Raw genomic sequence first — 18,319 nt, forward strand, 5'->3', positions numbered from 1 at the left:
CGTGGGTTCCCGGATTCGTGCCGTGCTGGGGCTGGGGCTGGCGCCCCTGCTGCTGGCGCAGGCGTACTCCACCTTCTATTCGGCCTACCAGGATGGGCTCGAGGCCGAGCGCCAGGGGCAGTGGAAGACGGCCGCCGCGGCCTACCGCCGGGCCATCGAGCTCCGGCCCGCCTCGGCGGCGCGGGTGGTCATCTACGGAAACAACCTGCTCACCAACTACTCGCCCCACACCCACCTGGCACACTGCCTCCTCGAAGCCGGAGATGCGGCCGGCGCCCGGGCAGCCCTCGAGAAGGCCGCCTTCTACGGAGAGCCGAAAGCGGAACGGGAGGCCTTGAGCCACGCCATCGGCCAAAGGGATCAGGCTGTCGTGCCCCCCAAGGGGCCCCTCTCCTCAGCCCAGCCCACGGAGCCCGTTCCCGGCCCCCGCCATCCGACCCCACCTCCAGCCACGGAGCCCGCGCCGACGCCGGCCCCAGCCTCAGCCCCGTCGCCAGGACCGTCGCATGGACCGTCGCCGATGCCAACGCCGGCCCAGGCCCCCGCCCAGACCTTCCCTACACCTGCCGCCGCTTCGTCCACTCCCGCCAAACCCCAGGCGGGCCTCCCGGCCCCGGCCGAAGCAGCCGTTCCCACCTCCGCACCAGGTCCGGTCCCTGCCATCACGCCCGCCCCTCAGGCACCCTCAGGGACTCGCGGTGAAACGGGCCTTGCCTGGAGGTGGATCTGGCCCCTCGGGGCCTTCCTGGGCCTGGTCGGGGCGATCCTGATCAATCGGAGGCGGCATCGCACCCTCCACGAATCCTCCTTCCGGGATCCGGAGCAGCTCGGTCCCTACCGGATCGAACGCCTGCTGGGGCGGGGCGGGTTCGCCAGCACCTACCTGGCCCACCATGCCGCGACCAAGGCGCCCGTGGCCCTCAAGCTGCTCCACCCCTATCGCCACGATGATCCCGAGTTCCTCCGCCGCTTTCGGCAGGAGGCGAAACTGGGCACCATGCTGAACCATCCCAACCTGGTGCGGATGCTGGATCCCGGGCCCGAGGCGGGCCCCCCCTGGCTGGCGATGGAATACATCGCCGGCCGGCGCCTCGACCAGGTGCTCCGGGAGGATGGGCCCCCGACCCTGCCCTGGTTCCTCCGCGTCGCGCTCCAGATCGCCGGCGCCATGGCCCACGCCCACCGCCTGGGCATCGTCCACCGCGACCTGAAGCCCGGCAATGTGATCTTCGATGGGGATCAGGCCAAGGTGATGGATTTCGGCATCTCCCGCATCGTGGATTCCAATACCCTGACCACCACCTATGCCTTCCTCGGAACGCCCCGGTACGCCGCGCCCGAGGCCCAGCTCAAGGCCCAGGTGACCTCGGCCGCCGATCGCTACGCCTTCGGGATCATCCTCTTCGAGATGCTCGCCGGGCACCCGCCCTTCGACGGCGAAACCCCCTTCGAGATCCTCGAACAGCACCAGCGGGCCCCCCTGCCGGACCTGGCGGCCCTCCGTCCGGATCTCCCCGCCGAACTCGTGAACCTCATCGAACGGCTCTGCCGGAAAGATCCGGACGAGCGCCCCGACGACCCGGAGGTGATCGAGGTTCTCGAGCGCCTCCTGCTGGAGTCTTCATCACAAGGATGAGCCATGGCCCGAACGCGGTTCCAGGATGCAGGTGACGGTCTCCCGCTGAAGGCCCTTCCCGCCGCCGCGCTCCGCGCGGTGCTGGCCGAGGGCTATTCGGGGCGACAGTTCCGGCAGGACCTCACCGCGGGCTTCCTGGTGGGCATCGTGGCGCTGCCCCTGGCCATGGCCCTGGCCATCGCCGTGGGCGTGCCGCCCCAGCAGGGACTCTACACCGCCATCGTCGCCGGGTTCTTCACGGCGCTGCTCGGGGGATCCCGCATCCAGGTGGCGGGGCCCACCGCGGCCTTCATCGTCGTGCTGGCTCCCTTGTACGCCCGCTTCGGCCTGGCCGGGCTGCTCATGTCCGGCCTCATGGCGGGCCTGATCCTCATCGGCATGGGCGCCCTGCGCCTGGGCCGCCTCATCGAATACATCCCCTTCCCCGTGACCACCGGCTTCACCACGGGCATCGCCACGGTGATCGCCGCCCTCCAGCTCAAGGATCTCTTCGGCCTGAGACTCGAAGGGAACCCCGACCACTTCTTCGAGCGGCTCGGCGCCATGATCCAGGCCCGGGGCACGGCCTCGCCCTGGGAGTTCCTGGTGGGCCTGGGCACCCTGGCGATCCTCCTCCTCCCGAGGCTGCCCAAGCGCTGGCTGGTGCGGCTGCCCCGCCCCCTGCGCAAAATTCCGGCGCCCCTCATCGCCCTGCCCCTGGCGGCGGTGGTCGGCTGGGGCCTTCCCCACCTCATCCCTGGCTTTTCGGTGGATACCATCGGCACCCGGTTCCACACCCTGATCGGCGGGCGGATGGTGGACGGCATCCCCCAGATCCCCCCTCTGCCCATGTGGCCCTGGCACGCGCCGGGGCCCGGCGGCCAGCCCCTGGGGATGAACCTGGGCACCCTGCGGATGCTGCTCCCCAGCGCCTTCGCCGTGGCCATGCTCGGCGCCATCGAGTCGCTGCTGTCGGCCGTGGTGGCCGACGGCATGGCCCGCACCCGCCACGACCCCGATGCCGAGCTGATGGCCCTCGGCGTGGGCAATGTGCTGGCCCCCTTCTTCGGCGGCATCCCGGCCACGGGCGCCATCGCGCGGACGGCCACGAATTTCCGCTATGGCGGGCGCACGCCCATCGCCGCCATGACCCACGCCCTGACGATCCTCCTGGCCATCCTCCTGCTGGCCCCCCTCATCCGCTTCCTGCCCATGGCCAGCCTGGCCGCACTTCTGCTGCTGGTGGCCTGGAACATGTCGGAGGCTGAGCACTTCCTCCACACCCTCAAGGTCGCCCCCAAGAGCGATGTGGCGGTCCTCCTGACCTGCTACTTCCTCACGGTGGTCTTCGACATGGTGATCGCCGTGACCGTGGGCATCATGCTGGCCTCGCTGCTCTTCATGCGCCGCATGGCCGGCCTGTCCGGCGGCCAGGTCACCCACCCGGACCACCGCGCCCTGCCGGGTCCCCTGCCTGAGGGCGTGGTGATCTACGACCTGGCGGGCCCCCTCTTCTTCGGCGCGGCCGAGCGGGCCATGGGCGCCATGCGGGCCATCGGCGCGGATGTCCGCGTCATCATCTTCCGCATGGAGCAGGTCCCCAGCGCTGATGTGACGGGCCTGGTGGCCATGGAGGGCGTGCTCCGGGAGATGGCGCGGCAGGGGATCAAGGCCATCATCGTGGGGCTCCACGGCCAGGCCCGGGAGGTCTTCGCGCGCGGCGGCATCCATGGGAAGGCCGACGAACTTGCCATCTGCGACACCATGACGGATGCCTTCCGGATCATGAAAGCCAAGCTCCACACCTACCGGCGCCTGGAGCTCGGACCCATCCGCTTCCAGGTGCTGCACCGCGAGAAGGCGAAGATCCGGAAGGCCCCGAAGTAGCGGCCTTCCGGACCCCGGTACGGGTGGGGCTCAGAGCCCCAGGTTCACGGTCACGGTCGCACCCGAAGCCACCGTGGCCGTCTGGACCGTCGAGGCGGACTGGGTGGTGGTCCCGTCGGCATTCGCGGTGAAGCGCAGGGCCTGAACGCTGTAGGCGCCCGCCGGGACGGCCGTGAAGCCGTAAGTCTCCGCCGCCGTGCCCACGGTGGCCATCGTTGTCTGCACGATGAAGGTGTGACTTCCCGACGGCGTGGTCAGGGACTGGAGCAGGTTCACCCGGTCGCTCTGGCTGCTGGTGGCCACCGGCGTGAGGCCGCCCGCCACGCCCCCGAGGGCGGCGTTGGCGGTGAAGGCCGCGCTGTAGCTGAACACGGGGGCCATCGCGGTGAGGGCGAAGCCGTCGCTGGCCTTGGCATCATAGGCCTTGAAGGTGGGTGCCGCCCCCGTCACGGGCTGGCTCACCACGAAGTAGGTCGCGCCCACGGGAAGCAGATCCAGGGTGTAGGCACCGGCGGCATCCGTCACGGTGCTGCGCGCGAGGACGGCATTGCCCGAGCCATCGAGGGTTTCCGCATAGACCAGGACCCCCGGCAGCGCCGCCGAAGTCGCGGCGTCCGTCAGCGTCCCGTGGATGGAGCCCGTGACGAGCTTGTCGCAGGCCCAGACCGTGGGGCGCAGGTGATACTGGCCCGACATCCCCGCCTGCACCACCTGGATGGAGTGGGCCGCATCGAAGTCGATCCACACATCCTTCGTGGTACCCGCGGCCACATCGAAGTTCACGATGAGCTTGATGCCCGTCTGGAGCCCCGAGGGCACGGTCAGGTCATGGACGGTGCCATCCGCCAGCTTCACGGTGTTGCCGGCGCCCAGGATCAGGCGCATCTGCCCATAGTGGCCCGCGGGCAGCGTCGCGCCGGCCGCCAGCGTCTCGTCCACGCCACCCACGAGGCTGAGCAGGTTCAAGGTCTTACGGGGCGTGCCGAGGGTGATCCAGCCGCCGTTGCCGGCGATCTCCACGGTCTGGATGTTGACATTGATCTCCTGGTAGCCCGAGATGGGCCCGTCGACCAGGTGCACATTCATGGTTCCCGTGCCGGAACCCGAGGAAGAGCCGCCGCAGCCCAGGATGAGCATCCCTCCAAGCGTGGCTGCGAGCAGAAGCGCGGTGCGCCATCGAAGCATGGGACCTCCTTAGCAAGAGGAGGAAACCATAGCTTCCCCGCCGCCGCCCGCAACCGCCGGGCCCAACCGCAGCCATGCTTGCAGTAGCACCCGGCCGCGGCCGCGCCTCGGCCCAAAATGACTCTCAAGTGTTTATTTTTTATATAGATCCATCGAACTAAGCTCGTTCAGAACACCCTGAGCAGCGCGATGAAGCCGTTCACCGTCTTGACCCCCGCGATGTCGCTCTGGACGCCGAGGCCCAGGTCCACGCGCACGGCGGTGAAGAGCCAGAACCCCGGCAGATCCCCGGCGAGTCCCACACCGCTCACGCCATAGGTCTTCTGGTCATCCAGGCTGCGGGCCCGGGCATGCTCGAGGCTCACGGAGAGGCGCAGGTTCGGCCCCGTGGGGATGGCCAGGGCCGTCTTCGCATAGACCAGCCGGTCCGCCGTGATGGCGTTGGCCCGGATGCCCGCGATGCGCACGGCCCCCCCGAGACCGCCCACATCCAGGGCCTTGAAGCGGTCGAAGGCGCGGCCCGAAGCCCAGCCGGCCTCGCCGTGGAACCAGAACCCCGGCCGCACCTCGCGGTCCAGGCCGAGGCTGCCGCCCCAGCGTCGGAAGTCGCCCCCTTCGGGAACCAGCTGGGGATCCGTGGCCAGGCCGTAGGTGCCCTCGGGGCGCCGGCCCCACCCATGGAAGGCCCGCACCTGGAAGCCCCGGTAGAGCCAGGAGCCCTGGAGGGTGCCCACGCGCGTCAGGCCCGAGGGCGGCAGGAGGTAGCCCGGGGTGCGGTACTTGCTGTCGCCCTCGCTGAAGTCGTCGTACTCGAAGTCCCCGCGTCCTTCCAGGCGGAAGCCCAGCCCCAGGTCGCGTCCCAGCTCCAGGCCCACCTTTCCGAAGCGCCGGCCCACGCCGTCCTTGTCGGACAGCCGCCCGTTCTCCACCGGGCGCTCGGTGCCCTTGATCAGCAGGGCCGTGGCGTCGGCGCTCACATCAAAGCTGCCCAGGCCCCGCGGAATGGCCAGGCTCGCGGTGTTGAACAGGATCGCCGTGAGGGCGTTGAGCTGGATGCCCTTGCCGAAGGCGTTGTAGTCGAAGTAGAGGAAGCCCCCCAGGGGCGCCACGGGCGGCGTCAGGCCCGGATCCACGAGCACCACGGCCGCCAGGGCCCGGCCGCTGCTCTTGGGCTTCTCCTCGATCTTCCGCGTGCCGTCGCCCTGCCGCGTGAAGTAGCGGGCCCCTTCCGGCGTCACCTTCAGCATGGTGGAACCAGAGGTCCTCGCCGCCGTGCGGGCGGTCTCGAAGCCGCCGCCGTTCACCTCGAAATCGCGGTAGGTGAAGCGCCGCTGGACCTGCACCACGCCATCGGCGCTCACCCAGCGCTCAAAGGTCTGCACCGAGGTCGGCCGCCAGGCGTCCGGCGCCACCTGCCCATAGGTCAGGATCTCCCGCTCGCTCTTCACCGTGCCCGGCAGGTTGGTCCGCTCGCGCCGCTCCATCAGGATCCGCCCCGAGGCCTCCTCCACCTCCAGCTCGCCCGAGTACAGCAGGGGATCCGCCCCCACGGGTTCGAAGCGCAGCCGGCGGCGTCCAGGGCCCGCCGGGCCGCCGTCGCGGTAGCGGTAGCGCTCCGTCAGGCCCAGCGCCACGGGCAGGGACATGGACTGGCGGCTTTCGATGAGGGGCAGCTGCACCTCCCCGTCGAGCTTCGCGGTGACGCCGTTGAAGCGCACCTCCTTCTGCAGCAGTTCGGGCCATTCGCCGGCTTTCTCGAAGTAGGCGAAGCGGAAGCCCAGATCCCCGCCCGGACCCCGGCCCCCCTGCAGGTGCAGATCCAGATCCGCCTTGGCCTGCACGGTCTTCACGGCGGCCCGGGACCGCAGCTGGGTCGCCCGCACCTTGGCCAGCAGGGCGCCCACATCGTAGGCTTCGGCGGCCGTCACGGCCACTTCGTGGCGGTCCTTCGGCAGGGGGGCCGGAGACCAGGCCCCCTCCGCGAACACCCAGCGCCGGGATTCGCCTTTACGGTTGCGCAGGGTCAGGTCGCCCGGCCCCCCTTCCACCTCCGTGAAGCCCGGCGGCAGGGCCTCCGCCAACCGGGCGGCCGGGCCCCCGGCGGGCACCACCGCGCGCCCGCCATCGCCCATGAGGACGGAGAGCAGGGGCCCGGGGTCCGAGGGCAGCCACAAGGTCCAGGGGCGCCCGGGGAAGGTGTCCTGGGCCCGGGTGAGCTGGCCCCGCCAGGCCTCTGGATCCGGGTTCAGGTCCGCGGCCACCAGGGCGCCGCCGTCCACGGCCCCCCAGGCGGTCTCCTCCAGCAGGGGCATCGCCTGGGGATCGAAAGCGACATAGAGCCGCTGGGCCGGGGCCTGGGCCTTCAGGGCCTGGGCCGCGGCCAGCAGCAGGGAGACCCGCCCCTCGCCGGTCGGCAGCAGCAGGCGTACCGCCGGAGCCCCCTTCAGACCTGCGACCAGGGGCGCCCAGCGCTGGCGGACGGCCTCGGCCTGGGCGGCGTCCCGGTTGTCCTTCGGCACCAGCTGGGTGCCGTCCACCCCGCGGAGGTCGAGGGAAACGGGCTCTGGCACCACGCTGCGAAGGGGCGCCCCGGGCGCGTTCTGGGGCAGCGCCTGGGCGGCGAGGGGAAACGCCAGGGTGCAGGCGAGGACAGGGAACAAGGCGAACGAACGGCGCGGCACGCGGCCTCCAGGTGATGACCAAGACTACTTTCCCAGGGAACTCGCCTTAGGGGGGCCGGCGGAGTTCCAGCTATCCTCAAAGTCTGTCCAGGTGCCCATGCGATTCACGGTCCGGCTCACCCATTCCAACGGCGAGGTCCTGACCCGGGACTTCGAGGCCGATAACGCCGAAGCCCTGCGGGCCCGCGTGCTGGCCGAAGGGGGCTTCCCCCTGGACATCACCCGCACGGACACGGCCTTCCGGAGCCGCGCCCAGCTGAAGACCGAATCGCTGGTGCTGTTCAACCAGGAACTGCTGGCCCTGCTGAAGGCGGGCATCCCCCTGCTCCAGTCCCTGGAATTGCTGGTGGGCCACGGCAAGGATCCCCTGCTGCGCCGCAGCCTGACCCAGGTGGTGGAGCTGGTCCGCGAGGGCATGTCATTCTCCGACGCCCTGGAGCAGGCCGGCACCTTCCCGGCGGTCTACCGCAGCAATGTGGTGGCCGGCGAGCGCAGCGGCACCATGCCCGAAGTCCTGGCCCGCTGGCTGGCCTTCCAGAAGTTCGCGCAGACCAGTCGCCGCCGCATCATCGAGGCCCTGTTCTACCCGGCCTTCCTGGTGATGGTGCTGGTCCTCGCCATGGGCGTGATCTTCAATGTGGTGCTGCCCCGCTTCGCCGAGTTCTATGCGGGCGGCGACATCGAGATGCCCCTGTTCACCCGTGTGCTGCTCAACATGGGCAAGGTCATCAGCTCCACCCTGTGGCTCCAGGGCCTGGCCGTGATCGGGCTCGTCGTGCTCATCCGCTGGATGGTGGCCTCCGAGGCCGGCCGCAAGCTGGCGGAGCGGCTGCTGTTGATGCTGCCCAAGATCGGCACCCTGTACCGCATGTACAGCTCCAGCGTCTTTTCCCGCACGCTGGGCGTGCTGCTCGCCGGCGGCATGCCCGCCGTGCAGGCCCTGGAGGTGGTGCAGCGCACCAGCCCCAGCGAGCGCATGAAGACCGGCCTGCGCCTGGTCACCGACAAGGTGCGCGCGGGCAGCAGCCTGCATCAGGCTCTGGAGCAGGCGAAGCTGCTGGATCCCCTGGCCGTCGAGATGGTGCGGGTGGGCGAGCAGAGCAGCGCCCTGCCCGAGATGCTCGACCATGTGGCCGACTTCTTCGATCAGGAGGTCGAGAAGGCCACCACCGTGGTCACCAGCCTCATCGGCCCCGTGCTCATCCTCTTCATGGGCGTCGTCGTCCTCGCCCTGCTGCTCGCCATCTATGTGCCGCTCTTCAACGCCAGCAGCGTGGTGCGGTAGTCCCATCCATGTCGCGCAGGCCGAAACCTTCAGAGGAATGAAAGCGGGGCGCGGCTGGGCCGCGTCGAGCGCGGAACCCCCGGACTAACTACCGGTACCGCCTTTTCAGCCACTTCTGAGGGTCCTGGGGCTGGGCCTGGTGGCGGATCTCGAAGCCGAGGCGGGGGCCATCCACGGTGTCGCCCACGGCGCCCACGGCCTCGCCGGCCTTCAGCACCTGGCCCTTGGCGACCTGGAGGCCCAGGAGGTGGGTGTAGAGGCTGAACCAGCCGCCGCCATGGTCGAGGATCACCATGGGGCCGTAGCTCTGGTAGTAGTCGGCGAAGGCCACCTTCCCATCGGCCACCGCGTTCACCGGCGCGCCGCCGCTGGCCGCGATGAGCAGGCCGCTCTGCAGGGTCTTGGTGCGGAAGCGGGGATGCAGGTGCTCGCCGAATCCCAGCGCCAGAGTTCCTTCCACGGGCTGGGGCAACTCCCCGCGGAGGTTGGCGAAGGCCACGACCGCCTCGAAGGCCTCGCCCTTGGGCTTGGCCAGTAGGCCGGCCAGCAGGCGCTCCAGCTGCACGGCCTCCTCTGCCAGCTCTGCCTGGGCCTGCTTCTGGGCGACCTCGTCCTTCTGCAGGCCGTCGAGAAATCCGTTGAGCTTCTCCTCCTGGAGCCGCAGGGCGGCCTGGAGCTGGGCGGCTTCGCGCTCCTCGCTGGCCAGGCGCGTCAGGACCTCCTTCAGGGCCTTTTCCTTGGCGCTGAGGTCACCCTGCAGGCGATGGATGTGGTCCAGGCGCTTGCGCTCCTGCAGGCGCACCCAGGCCAGCATGCGGCCCTCCACCAGCCACGCCTCCAGGTCCCGGAAGGTCGAATAGAACCCCAGGTCCCCCATGGGTCCAAGGGCCTGCATCCACCGCACCTGCTTCCGCAGATCGCCCTGGAGCTTCAGCACCTCGCCCTGGATGCGCGTCTGTTCCCGGCTGATGGTCTGGACTTCGCTCTGGGCCTGGTCCCGCCGCAGCCGGGCGCCCTCCACCTGCGCCTTGGCCCGGTCCCGCTGCAGCGAGATGCCCTGGATCTCCACCAGCACGCCCTTGCGCCGCTTTTTCAGGACCTCCAGCTGCCGGTCCACCTGTCCCAGCCGGCCCTGGATCGCCGCCAGCTTCTGGCGCAGCTCCGCCGGGTCCTGGGCGCTCTGCGCCACGAGGAGCGCCGGGAGAAGGAGCCCGAGGCTGCGGCGCACGGATCTACTTCCGCCCACCGCCCGCGGGAAGGAGCATGGCCAGCGCGCCCAGCACCAACGGACCGCCGATGGAGAGGGGCAGGGCCAGCGGCGAGAAGGGGTCCGAGGGCAGCTGGGCCATGGGCAGCAGGCGGACGAAAACCTCCAGCACCTTCACCTGGCCGGCGCTCCAGCCCAGGTCCTGGCCGAAATCCAGGAAGAAGCTCAGCTTCGGCCCCAGTTCGCGGAGCAGCAGCGTGAGCAGCAGGGCCAGGCCCGCGCTGGACTTCAGCAGCCGCGAGAGCAGCACCGCCCACAGCAGCATCTGGAGGCCCAGCAGCAGGCCGTGCAGATCCGCCCGCAGCAGCTCCGGCGGCCAGGCCTCGCCGATGAGGCGCCAGCTCAGAACCCACACCGGGATCAGCGCCACCTGGGACAGGAACAGCCCGTGGACGAACCCCAGGCCCGTGCCCGCGAAGAAGCCCTTGAGGCGCTCCCCCCGGGCCGCGGCCGCCGTCCACTGGCTCACTGGGCCGAAGGCGCCCAGCAGCACCACCAGCGAGACCACCCAGTACATCACGCCCTGGAGGTTGCCCAGGACATAGGACCTCAGCGAGTCCGCACCCAGGGGCACCTGCGTCCCGAAGGCGATGATCTGCGAGCCCTCCGCCCCCTGCTGTCCCCGGACGCCCATGGCCACCAGCCCCGCGAGGAACAGGCAGACCAGCGTCCAGCCGATGCGCAGCTTCGAACTCCCGAAACGATCCATGAAAGCTCCCGAGGAGCGTCCAGTCTACGGCAGGCGCCTGGGAGCCGTGAAAGGCCAGGAGGGTCGGCGGGAACCGTTGCCAGTTCCCGGGGCGGATTCAATCCTGTTAACCGGCCCGGTCTTCCAGGTGTCTGCATGGAGACGGGCCGAATCCCGGGAAGGATCCCCATGCTGCACCTGCTCTACGAAACCCTCCAGATCGTCGCGATCCTCTGCTTCATGGGCTTTCTGGCCTGGCTCTGGGCCCAGCGCGCCCGGCGCCAGATGGAGCTGCACCAGCTCCACCTCCTGGGCCGCAACCGCCTTCTGGAGAGCTTCGAATCACCTCGAGCCCTCCTGGATTTCGCCGACACGGAGACGGGCCGGGCCCTGCTGGGGCCGCCAGCTCCCGCTCCGTGTCAAGCCCATCGGCCCCAGCGAGAAGGGCTCCTGCTCATCCAGACGGGCCTGGTCGCCCTCTTCTCGGGCCTCGGGCTCAGGTCGACCTACTACATCGCCATGAACTGGAGGGCAGCCAACCTGACCCTCAACGAGACGGAGGCCTGGAGGCGGGCCCTGAGCCTTGCCCAGTGGGGCCAGATCGGCATCTGGCTGGGATCGGCCCTCATCCTCGGCGGTGCCCTCGCCGCCCTCCTGGCCCACCTGGGCACGAGGCCGGAACCCAAGCCCTGATCCTGGATGGAACCCTCCGCCTTCAAGACCTGCTTCGAAACCTCCCGTGCGCCCCTCCTGGCGTACCTGGTGAGGGCCTCGGGGAATCCGGACCTGGCCGAAGAGGTGCTCCAGGAGGCCTATGTGCGCCTGCTGAACGCCTCCCCCCGGGACCTCCGCCCCGAGGCCCTGCGCGGCTGGCTCCTCACAACCGCCACGCGCCTATTGCGGGATCACTGGAGGCGGCACCGCCGCCTCCAGTGGTGGCCCTGGGGCTCCGACGAGGGAGACGAACCGGGGCCCGCGGAACCCGTTTCCCCGGAGCCCCCCGCAGACCTTCGGGCCCAGGAAAGGCAACTGGTGGCCCACGGCTTCTCCCGCCTGAGTCCCCGCCAGCGCAGCCTCCTCTGGCTGGCCTATGTGGAAGGCCTGGATCACGCTGAACTCGCCCGGGCCCTGGGTCTGGGCCAGGGCAGCGTGAAGGTGCTGCTGCACCGGGCCCGCCAGCGCATGCAGGGGGCCCTCCTGGAGCTCGAGAATCCTTTCTTTGGAGGTGGATCATGAACCGACCTTCGGCCGATCCGCTGGCCCAACGCCTGGAGGCCTGGGGCCATGAGGAGATCCGGCACACGACCGTCCGCTGGACCCCCGAGTTCCTGCAGCTGAGGGCTTGGCTGGCCCGAGGCCAGGACCGTACGAACCTGGTGCGCCGCATTGAGCGGGGGACCTGGATGCTGACCGCCGCCGCGGGAGCGGCGGGCCTTGGGTTCGGTTGGCCCCTCGGGGGGTGGGCCACGGTCACCCAGGCCCCGCTCCTGGTGCTCCCTCCCTTCCTCAGCCTCGGCCTGCTGGGCCGGAGCCTCTGGGTCCTGATGGAGGCCGAAACCTAGCGTGCCGCCAGCACCTGCGCCAGATGCGCCTTCACTTCGGCCAGGCGCTCCGGCAGGACCGCCACGAACACCGTGTCGTCGCCGGCGAGGGTGCCCATCTGCCCCGGAACAGGTTCCGCATCAACGGTGAGCCCCAGGGCCTGGGCGAAGCCCGGGGCCGTGCGCAGCACCAGCAGGTTGGGCGGCACCTCGGTGAGGGTGACCTCCGGCAGGATCTGGGCCGAGCCCTCCACGCGGCGGTAGCGGCCCTGGACCTTGAGAATCCCCAGGCGCTTCAGGCGACGGGACAGGGTGGACTGCGTGAGTTCGTGGCCTTCGGCCGACAGCCGCAGCAGCAGATCCGTCTGGTCCGCGATGGGGTGGGCCTCCAGGAGCCGCAGGATGAGCTGGTCCAAGTCCATGCATGAAGATTGCATGAAATTGCATGAATTTGCAAGCTCTTCACAAACATGTTTCTGAATTTCATAGAAATAATGCTTGATTCAATCTCGTAGGTCTTGCATATTATGCATTCAAGCGTTTGGATATGCACACCCCATGCGCGCATATGCACAGGATCCCCGCATGACCACCCCCCTTCCGGTCCCCGCCCTGCTCCCCACCTACGCCCCCTATCCCTTCCTCCTGATCCGGGGCGAGGGCGACCGGGTCTTCGACGACCAGGGCCAGGCCTGGTGGGATTTCTACGGCGGCCACTGCGTGTGCGCCACGGGCCACAGCCACCCCGCCGTCGTGAAGGCCGTGGCCGATCAGGCCGCCTCGCTGCTCTTCTACTCGGCCGCGGCGGCCCTGCCGGTGCGGGACGCGGCCGCCGCGCAGATCACCGCGTTCGCCGGCATGGATTCAGTCTTCTTCTGCAACAGCGGCGCCGAGGCCAACGAGAACGCCCTGAAGATGGCGCTGCTCCTCACGGGCCGGAAGAAGCTGGCGGCCTTCGAGGGCGGCTGGCACGGGCGCACCCTCCTGGCCCTGTCCGTCACGGATGATCCGAAGATCACCGCGCCCTTCGCCGACCAGCTCGTGCCCTGCCTCCGCCTGCCCTTCGGGGACCTCGCCGCGCTCGAAGCGGCCGACTTCTCGGACATCGCCGGCGTCATCCTGGAGCCCATCCAGAGCATGGCGGGCGTGAAGACCGCGGCCGCCGACTGGTTCTGGGCCCTGCGGGCCAAGTGCGATGCGGCCGGCGCCCTGCTCATCTTCGACGAAGTGCAGACCGGCATGGGTCGCCTCGGCACCCCGTTCGCCGCCCAGTTTTACGGCGCTCGCCCCGACCTCATCACCTCCGCGAAGGGTCTCGCGTCGGGCGTGCCCATGGGCGCCCTGCTCATGACGGCCGCGGTGGCCGCGAGGCTCAAGGGTGGAGACCTGGGCAGCACCTTCGGGGGGGGGCCCCTGGCCTGCGCCGCCCTGATCGCCACGCTGGGCGTGATCGAGGGCGAGAGCCTGATGAAGAACGCCACGACCGCCGCCGCGCGCCTGCGGCAGGAGCTGAAGGGCTCCGTGGTGACGGAGGTCCTCGGAGAGGGCCTGCTCCTGGGCCTCCGCAGCTCCCACGCCGCCGCCCTCAAGAAGCACCTGCTGGCCCGCCGCATCCTCGTGGGCGGCTCGGGCGACTCCACGGTGCTGCGCCTCATGCCGCCCCTCAACATCAGCGGAGAAGCCCTCATCGCCCTCATCACCGCCATCCAGTCCTTCGTGCCGGAGCAGAAATGAAGCACTTCACCCGCATCTCGGACCTCGGACCTGAAGGGGTCCAGCAGATCCTGGCCAAAGCCGCCACCTGGAAACGGGAGCGGCCCGGCGCCATCTTCACGGACCGCATCCTGGGCATGGTCTTCTTCAATCCCAGCCTGCGGACCCGGGCCAGCTTCGAGGCGGCCATGCTGCGCCACGGCGGCCACGCCATCGTGCTGGAAGTGGGCGCGGGCACCTGGAAGCTGGAGGACCGCGACGGCGCCGTCATGAACGGCGACCGGGCGGAGCATGTGCGCGAGGGCGTGCCCGTGCTGGGCCGCTACGCCGACCTGCTGGCCGTGCGCACCTTCAGCGGCGGCGAGGGCGATGCAGTGGATGAGACCGATCCCGTCATCAACGCCTTCCGGCGCTTCTCCACGGTACCCGTGCTCAGCATGGAGAGCGCCCGGGAGCACCCCCATCAGGGCCTGGCGGACCTGCTCACCATCCAGGAGACCCACGGCAGCACGAAGGTGCCCGTCACCCTCACCTGGGCGCCCCACATCAAGCCCCTGCCCAAGGCCGTGCCGAACTCCTTCCTCCTGACGGCCGCGGCCTGCGGGGCCGACATCCGCGTGGCCCACCCCAAGGGCTACGAGCTGGCGCCGGAGGTCCGCGCCGAGGCCGAGGCCTACGCCGCGGCCACCGGCGGGAAGATCACCTACACGAACGACCAGGATGCCGCCCTGGAGGGCAGCGCCGCCGTCTACGCCAAGGCCTGGGGGCCTTCCACCAGCTCCGGAATCGAAGCGGCACCCATGGCCGATCTGGCGGCCTGGATGCCCACCGCCGCCCACCTGCAGAAGGCCTCGAGGGAGGCCATCTTCATCCACTGCCTGCCCGTGCGCCGCAACCTCGAAGTCCACGACAGCGTCCTCGACGGGCCCTGGAGCCGCGTGGTGGACGAGGCCGAGAACCGCTTCCATGTGCAGCGGGCCACCATCCACTCCCTGCTGTCGCAGTCCTGAGTCTTCAGTCTTCAGTCATCGATCCCCGAGGTTGTGATGCCCCTGTCCCCCAATCCCTACGCCGCCCTCAAGGAAGCCTCCCGCTATGTCCGCCTGTTCCGCGGCAAGACCTTCGTGGTGAAGGTCGGGGGCGAGGTGCTGACGGAACCCAAGATCCGCAAGGCCCTCTGCGAGCAGATCGCCCTGCTCTGGTCCTTCTCCATCCGCGTGGTGGTGGTGCATGGCGGCGGGGCCGAGCTGGACGCCGTCTGCAAGGCCATGCACATCCCCGTGCAGAAGGTGGCGGGTCGCCGCGTGACGAGCCCCGAGGTGCTGGATGCCGCCAAGATGGTCTTCGCGGGCCAGGTCCACATGGACCTCCTGGCGGACCTGCAGGCCGCGGGGGTTCCCGCCGTGGGCCTCACGGGCCTCGATGCCGGCCTGCTGAAAGCCAGCAAGCGGCCGCCGGTGGCCGTGGTGCCGGACGGCGCCACCGAACCCCAGCTGGTGGACTTCGGCCTGGTGGGCGACATCGACGCCGTGGATCCCCATGTCCTCAGCCACCTGCTGGACGGCGGCTTCGTGCCCGTGGTGGCGCCCCTGTCCGGCGGCGAGGACGGCGCCATCTACAACACCAATGCCGACACCATCGCGTCGAGCCTGGCCTCGGCCCTGGGCGCCGAAAAGCTCTTCTTCCTGCTTTCCGTGCCGGGCCTGCTGAAGGATGTCGCCAAGACCTCCTCCCTCATTCCCCACGCCACCCTGGATCAGCTCGCGGCCTTCGAGGCCAAGGGCATCATCAGCGGCGGCATGCGGCCCAAGGCGGCGGCGGTGAAGGCGGCGATCCAGGGCGGCGTTCCCAGCGTCCACCTGGTCAGCGGCCTCGCGCCGGACGCCCTGCTGGCGGAGGTCTTCACCAACGAGGGCAGCGGGACGATGATCGTGGCCGCCCAGCCCGCCACCGGATCTTTGGCCGCGCCCGCCGGCGGAGCCAAGCCATGAGCCCCGCCGAACTGCTGACGCTCCTGGTCGGCACGCCCAGCGTGTCCGGCGAGGAGGGCCCCCTGGCCGACCTCGTGCAGAGCCTGGTCGCGGCGCAGGGCTTCGAGGTCCACCGGCAGGGGAACAACCTCTGGTTCACCTTCGGGAAGCCGGGCGGGTCGCGCCTGCTGCTCAACTCGCACCTCGACACGGTGCCCCCCAGCACCGGCTGGGAGGGCGATCCCTTCACGCCCGTCTGGCACGGTCCGCGGCTTCAGGGCCTGGGCGCCAACGATGCCAAGGGCTGCGTGGCGGCCATCCTGTTGGCGGCCTTCGAGCTCTCGAAGCGGCCGTTGGAAGGCGAAGTCGTGGTGGCGCTCAGCGCCGAAGAGGAAACCGGAGGCCAGGGCATCGCCACCATCCTCGATCAGCTGGGCCCCCTCGATGGCGCCGTCGTGGGTGAACCCACGGGCCTGCGCATCTGCGCCGCCCAGCGGGGCCTGCTGGTGCTGAAGTGCACGGCCCGGGGCCAGAGCGGCCATGTGGCCCACGCCCAGATGCTGGGTGCCGAGAACGCCATCCACAAGGCGGCCCGGGACATCTCCAGGATCGCCGCCATGGACTTCCCGGCCCATCCGCTGCTGGGCTCCCAGAAGGCCCAGGTCACGCAGATCCAGGGCGGGTTGCGGCGCAACCAGGTGCCGGATGCCTGCGAGTTCTTCATCGACCTCCGCACGGGACCCGACCAGGACCACGACGAGCTGGCCGCCGACTTCCAGCGCCAGTTGGAAAGCGAAGTGACCCTGCACTCCAAGCGCTACCTCCCCAAGGGCACCGATCCCGCCCATCCCATCGTCCGCGCGGCCCTGCAGGCCGCCGGCAAGGCGGGGCCCGTGGGCTCGGGCACGACCTCGGACTGGGCCTTCCTCGGCGACATCCCGGCCGTGAAAGCGGGGCCCGGCGACACCTTCCGCAGCCACCGGCCCAACGAATACCTGACCCTCCCCGAACTCGAGTCCGGCGCCGCCTTTTACGCCTCTCTCGTCCCGGCTTTCTTCAAGATGCAGGTGCCGCATGAGGCCTGAAGCCACCACCCTCTGGGCCAAGGACCTGCCCCTGGACGCGGCCATCCACCGCTTCACCGTGGGCGAGGACCCCGATACGGACCTGTCCCTCCTGGCCTGGGATGCCCTGGGCAGCGCTGCGCACGCGAAGATGCTGGCGGCCCAGGGCCTCATCCCCGAGGCCGATGCCGTCTCCCTGGTGCGGGGTCTGCGGCGCATCGCCAACCTGGCCCGCCAGGGCGCCTTCCCCATCCCGCCCCACATGGAGGATGGCCACACGGCCATCGAGGCCGACCTCACGCGCAATCTGGGGCCCGCGGGCGCCCGCATCCACCTGGGCCGGTCCCGGAACGACCAGGTGATCCTCGCCCTGCGCCTCTACCTGCGGAACGCCCTGGTGACCCTCGGCCTCCGGGTGGCCGACCTCGCCGAGGGCTTCCTCACCTTCGCCCGCGCCCACCAGGACACGCCCCTGCCGGGCTACACCCACCTGCGGCGGGCCATGCCCAGCACCTTCGGCCTCTGGGGCGCGGCCTTCGCCGAGGGCCTCCTGGAGGAGCTCGAGGCCCTGCAGGGCGTCTACGGGCGCCTGGACCGCTGCCCGCTGGGATCGGCCGCCGGCTTCGGCGTGCCCCTGCCCATCGACCGAGAGCTCACCGCCAGCCTGCTGGGCTTCTCGAAGGTGCAGCGCAGCCCCATCGATGTGCAGAACAGCCGGGGCCGCCACGAGACCGCCGTGCTCCAGTGGGCAGCCTCCACCGGCGGCGTGCTCGAGAAGTTCCTGTGGGATGTCTCGCTCTTCAGCACCGAGGAATTCGGCTTCCTCAAGCTGCCGGACGCCTTCACCACCGGATCCAGCATCATGCCCCAGAAGAAGAACCCCGATGTGGTGGAGCTGGCCCGGGGCCGCTGCCGGGAGCTGCGCGGCACCGCGGCCCTCATCGACCAGATCGCCGCGGGCCTGCCCTCCAGCTACCACCGCGACCTGCAGCTGCTGAAGCGGCCCCTCGTCCACGGGCTGCGCAGCGCCGACGACCTCTTCGCCGTGCTCAAGCCCCTCCTGCCCGCCCTCCAGGTGCAGGCCGAGGCGGCGGCCGCAGCCTCCAGCGATGACCTCTACGCCGCGCACCAGGCCTATGTCTTCGTGCAGGAGGGCCTGCCCTTCCGCGAGGCCTACCGCAAGGTCGCCCAGCAGCTCCAGGACGGCACCTTCGCGCCCGACCGCGCCGCCCTCACCGCCACCCACCTCGGCGGCGCCGGCAACCTGGCCCTGGACGACCTGGCCGCCGAACTCGCCGCCGCCCGCGGCTGGATCGAGGCCAAGCAGCAGATCCATGCCCGAGCCGAGGAGAGCCTGTGGGCCCATTGAACATGCCAAAGACGGTTCACCGCAGAGGACGCGGAGGGCGCAGGGAAAAAATCT

Annotated in this window: 16 protein-coding genes; 11 read left to right on the top strand and 5 right to left on the bottom strand. The window is 70.1% G+C overall.

Annotated elements, in window-relative coordinates; translation table 11 throughout:
* Position 1 precedes the first annotated feature (1 nt).
* Both QUD34_RS13825 and dauA read left to right on the top strand, forming a co-directional pair.
* On the top strand, positions 2 to 1,636 hold the full coding sequence (locus tag QUD34_RS13825; RefSeq protein ID WP_286354293.1) for a serine/threonine-protein kinase: 1,635 nt from the start codon (positions 2 to 4) through the stop codon (positions 1,634 to 1,636).
* Positions 1,637 to 1,639: 3 nt separating this feature from the next.
* Positions 1,640 to 3,502: a C4-dicarboxylic acid transporter DauA gene (gene dauA / locus QUD34_RS13830; RefSeq protein ID WP_286354294.1), complete on the top strand. Its 1,863-nt coding sequence runs from the start codon at positions 1,640 to 1,642 to the stop codon at positions 3,500 to 3,502.
* 30 nt (positions 3,503 to 3,532) lie between these two features.
* On the opposite strand, the gene QUD34_RS13835 is transcribed toward dauA, so the two are convergent.
* Together QUD34_RS13835 and QUD34_RS13840 are read right to left on the bottom strand one after the other, a co-directional pair.
* Positions 3,533 to 4,687, bottom strand: coding sequence for a DUF4382 domain-containing protein (locus tag QUD34_RS13835; protein ID WP_286354295.1), 1,155 nt, complete (start codon positions 4,685 to 4,687; stop codon positions 3,533 to 3,535).
* A 167-nt stretch (positions 4,688 to 4,854) separates the two neighbouring features.
* Entirely contained in the window at positions 4,855 to 7,368 is a 2,514-nt protein-coding gene (locus QUD34_RS13840) for a hypothetical protein (protein ID WP_286354296.1), read from the bottom strand.
* Positions 7,369 to 7,465: 97 nt separating this feature from the next.
* Here QUD34_RS13840 and QUD34_RS13845 point away from each other — a divergent pair, with 97 nt between their 5' ends.
* On the top strand, positions 7,466 to 8,653 hold the full coding sequence (locus tag QUD34_RS13845; protein ID WP_286354297.1) for a type II secretion system F family protein: 1,188 nt from the start codon (positions 7,466 to 7,468) through the stop codon (positions 8,651 to 8,653).
* A gap of 88 nt (positions 8,654 to 8,741) precedes the next feature.
* Here QUD34_RS13845 and QUD34_RS13850 read toward each other — a convergent pair whose 3' ends face one another.
* Positions 8,742 to 9,881 carry a murein hydrolase activator EnvC family protein gene (locus tag QUD34_RS13850; RefSeq protein ID WP_286354298.1) on the bottom strand — a complete coding sequence of 380 codons (1,140 nt, stop codon included), beginning with the start codon at positions 9,879 to 9,881 and terminating at the stop codon, positions 8,742 to 8,744.
* A gap of 4 nt (positions 9,882 to 9,885) precedes the next feature.
* The gene (locus tag QUD34_RS13855) at positions 9,886 to 10,629 is read right to left on the bottom strand and encodes a hypothetical protein (protein ID WP_286354299.1); all 744 of its coding nucleotides are present in this window, start codon (positions 10,627 to 10,629) and stop codon (positions 9,886 to 9,888) included.
* 168 nt (positions 10,630 to 10,797) lie between these two features.
* Between QUD34_RS13855 and QUD34_RS13860 the strand changes: the two genes are divergently transcribed.
* From QUD34_RS13860 to QUD34_RS13870, 3 genes are read left to right on the top strand one after another with little or no spacing between them, the layout of a single operon-like run.
* Positions 10,798 to 11,301, top strand: coding sequence for a hypothetical protein (locus tag QUD34_RS13860; protein WP_286354300.1), 504 nt, complete (start codon positions 10,798 to 10,800; stop codon positions 11,299 to 11,301).
* A gap of 6 nt (positions 11,302 to 11,307) precedes the next feature.
* Positions 11,308 to 11,844 carry an RNA polymerase sigma factor gene (locus tag QUD34_RS13865; protein WP_286354301.1) on the top strand — a complete coding sequence of 179 codons (537 nt, stop codon included), beginning with the start codon at positions 11,308 to 11,310 and terminating at the stop codon, positions 11,842 to 11,844.
* A complete protein-coding gene (locus QUD34_RS13870; RefSeq protein ID WP_286354302.1) occupies positions 11,841 to 12,170 on the top strand; it encodes a hypothetical protein in 330 nt (109 codons plus the stop codon). The genes QUD34_RS13865 and QUD34_RS13870 overlap by 4 nt, the downstream gene beginning before the upstream one ends.
* Here the strand turns inward: QUD34_RS13870 and QUD34_RS13875 are convergent.
* Positions 12,167 to 12,571: an arginine repressor gene (locus QUD34_RS13875; RefSeq protein ID WP_375379985.1), complete on the bottom strand. Its 405-nt coding sequence runs from the start codon at positions 12,569 to 12,571 to the stop codon at positions 12,167 to 12,169. The genes QUD34_RS13870 and QUD34_RS13875 overlap by 4 nt on opposite strands.
* A gap of 163 nt (positions 12,572 to 12,734) precedes the next feature.
* Here QUD34_RS13875 and QUD34_RS13880 point away from each other — a divergent pair, with 163 nt between their 5' ends.
* From QUD34_RS13880 to argH, 5 genes are read left to right on the top strand one after another with little or no spacing between them, the layout of a single operon-like run.
* Positions 12,735 to 13,883 carry an aspartate aminotransferase family protein gene (locus tag QUD34_RS13880; RefSeq protein ID WP_286354304.1) on the top strand — a complete coding sequence of 383 codons (1,149 nt, stop codon included), beginning with the start codon at positions 12,735 to 12,737 and terminating at the stop codon, positions 13,881 to 13,883.
* Positions 13,880 to 14,872 (top strand): N-acetylornithine carbamoyltransferase, encoded by a 993-nt coding sequence (locus QUD34_RS13885; protein ID WP_286354305.1) that lies wholly within the window; start codon positions 13,880 to 13,882, stop codon positions 14,870 to 14,872. The genes QUD34_RS13880 and QUD34_RS13885 overlap by 4 nt, the downstream gene beginning before the upstream one ends.
* 36 nt (positions 14,873 to 14,908) lie before the next feature.
* A complete protein-coding gene (argB, locus tag QUD34_RS13890; RefSeq protein WP_286354306.1) occupies positions 14,909 to 15,853 on the top strand; it encodes an acetylglutamate kinase in 945 nt (314 codons plus the stop codon).
* Positions 15,850 to 16,917, top strand: coding sequence for a M20/M25/M40 family metallo-hydrolase (locus QUD34_RS13895; RefSeq protein WP_286354307.1), 1,068 nt, complete (start codon positions 15,850 to 15,852; stop codon positions 16,915 to 16,917). Before argB ends, QUD34_RS13895 begins: the two co-directional genes overlap by 4 nt.
* Positions 16,907 to 18,265, top strand: a complete 1,359-nt coding sequence (argH, locus tag QUD34_RS13900; protein ID WP_286354308.1) for an argininosuccinate lyase — start codon at positions 16,907 to 16,909, stop codon at positions 18,263 to 18,265. Before QUD34_RS13895 ends, argH begins: the two co-directional genes overlap by 11 nt.
* Positions 18,266 to 18,319: the final 54 nt, after the last annotated feature.

Origin of the sequence: Geothrix oryzae (genome assembly GCF_030295385.1) — a bacterium.
Taxonomy (GTDB): domain Bacteria; phylum Acidobacteriota; class Holophagae; order Holophagales; family Holophagaceae; genus Geothrix; species Geothrix oryzae.

Bases quoted from the DNA above. Each gene is read 5' to 3' on its own strand.
- dauA (WP_286354294.1), top strand. From the start codon at position 1,640: ATGGCCCGAACGCGGTTCCAGGATGCAGGTGACGGTCTCCCGCTGAAG.
- QUD34_RS13835 (WP_286354295.1), bottom strand. From the start codon at position 4,687: ATGCTTCGATGGCGCACCGCGCTTCTGCTCGCAGCCACGCTTGGAGGG.
- QUD34_RS13845 (WP_286354297.1), top strand. From the start codon at position 7,466: ATGCGATTCACGGTCCGGCTCACCCATTCCAACGGCGAGGTCCTGACC.
- QUD34_RS13855 (WP_286354299.1), bottom strand. From the start codon at position 10,629: ATGGATCGTTTCGGGAGTTCGAAGCTGCGCATCGGCTGGACGCTGGTC.
- QUD34_RS13860 (WP_286354300.1), top strand. From the start codon at position 10,798: ATGCTGCACCTGCTCTACGAAACCCTCCAGATCGTCGCGATCCTCTGC.
- QUD34_RS13865 (WP_286354301.1), top strand. From the start codon at position 11,308: ATGGAACCCTCCGCCTTCAAGACCTGCTTCGAAACCTCCCGTGCGCCC.
- QUD34_RS13870 (WP_286354302.1), top strand. From the start codon at position 11,841: ATGAACCGACCTTCGGCCGATCCGCTGGCCCAACGCCTGGAGGCCTGG.
- QUD34_RS13875 (WP_375379985.1), bottom strand. From the start codon at position 12,571: ATGGACTTGGACCAGCTCATCCTGCGGCTCCTGGAGGCCCACCCCATC.
- QUD34_RS13880 (WP_286354304.1), top strand. From the start codon at position 12,735: ATGACCACCCCCCTTCCGGTCCCCGCCCTGCTCCCCACCTACGCCCCC.
- QUD34_RS13885 (WP_286354305.1), top strand. From the start codon at position 13,880: ATGAAGCACTTCACCCGCATCTCGGACCTCGGACCTGAAGGGGTCCAG.
- argB (WP_286354306.1), top strand. From the start codon at position 14,909: ATGCCCCTGTCCCCCAATCCCTACGCCGCCCTCAAGGAAGCCTCCCGC.
- QUD34_RS13895 (WP_286354307.1), top strand. From the start codon at position 15,850: ATGAGCCCCGCCGAACTGCTGACGCTCCTGGTCGGCACGCCCAGCGTG.
- argH (WP_286354308.1), top strand. From the start codon at position 16,907: ATGAGGCCTGAAGCCACCACCCTCTGGGCCAAGGACCTGCCCCTGGAC.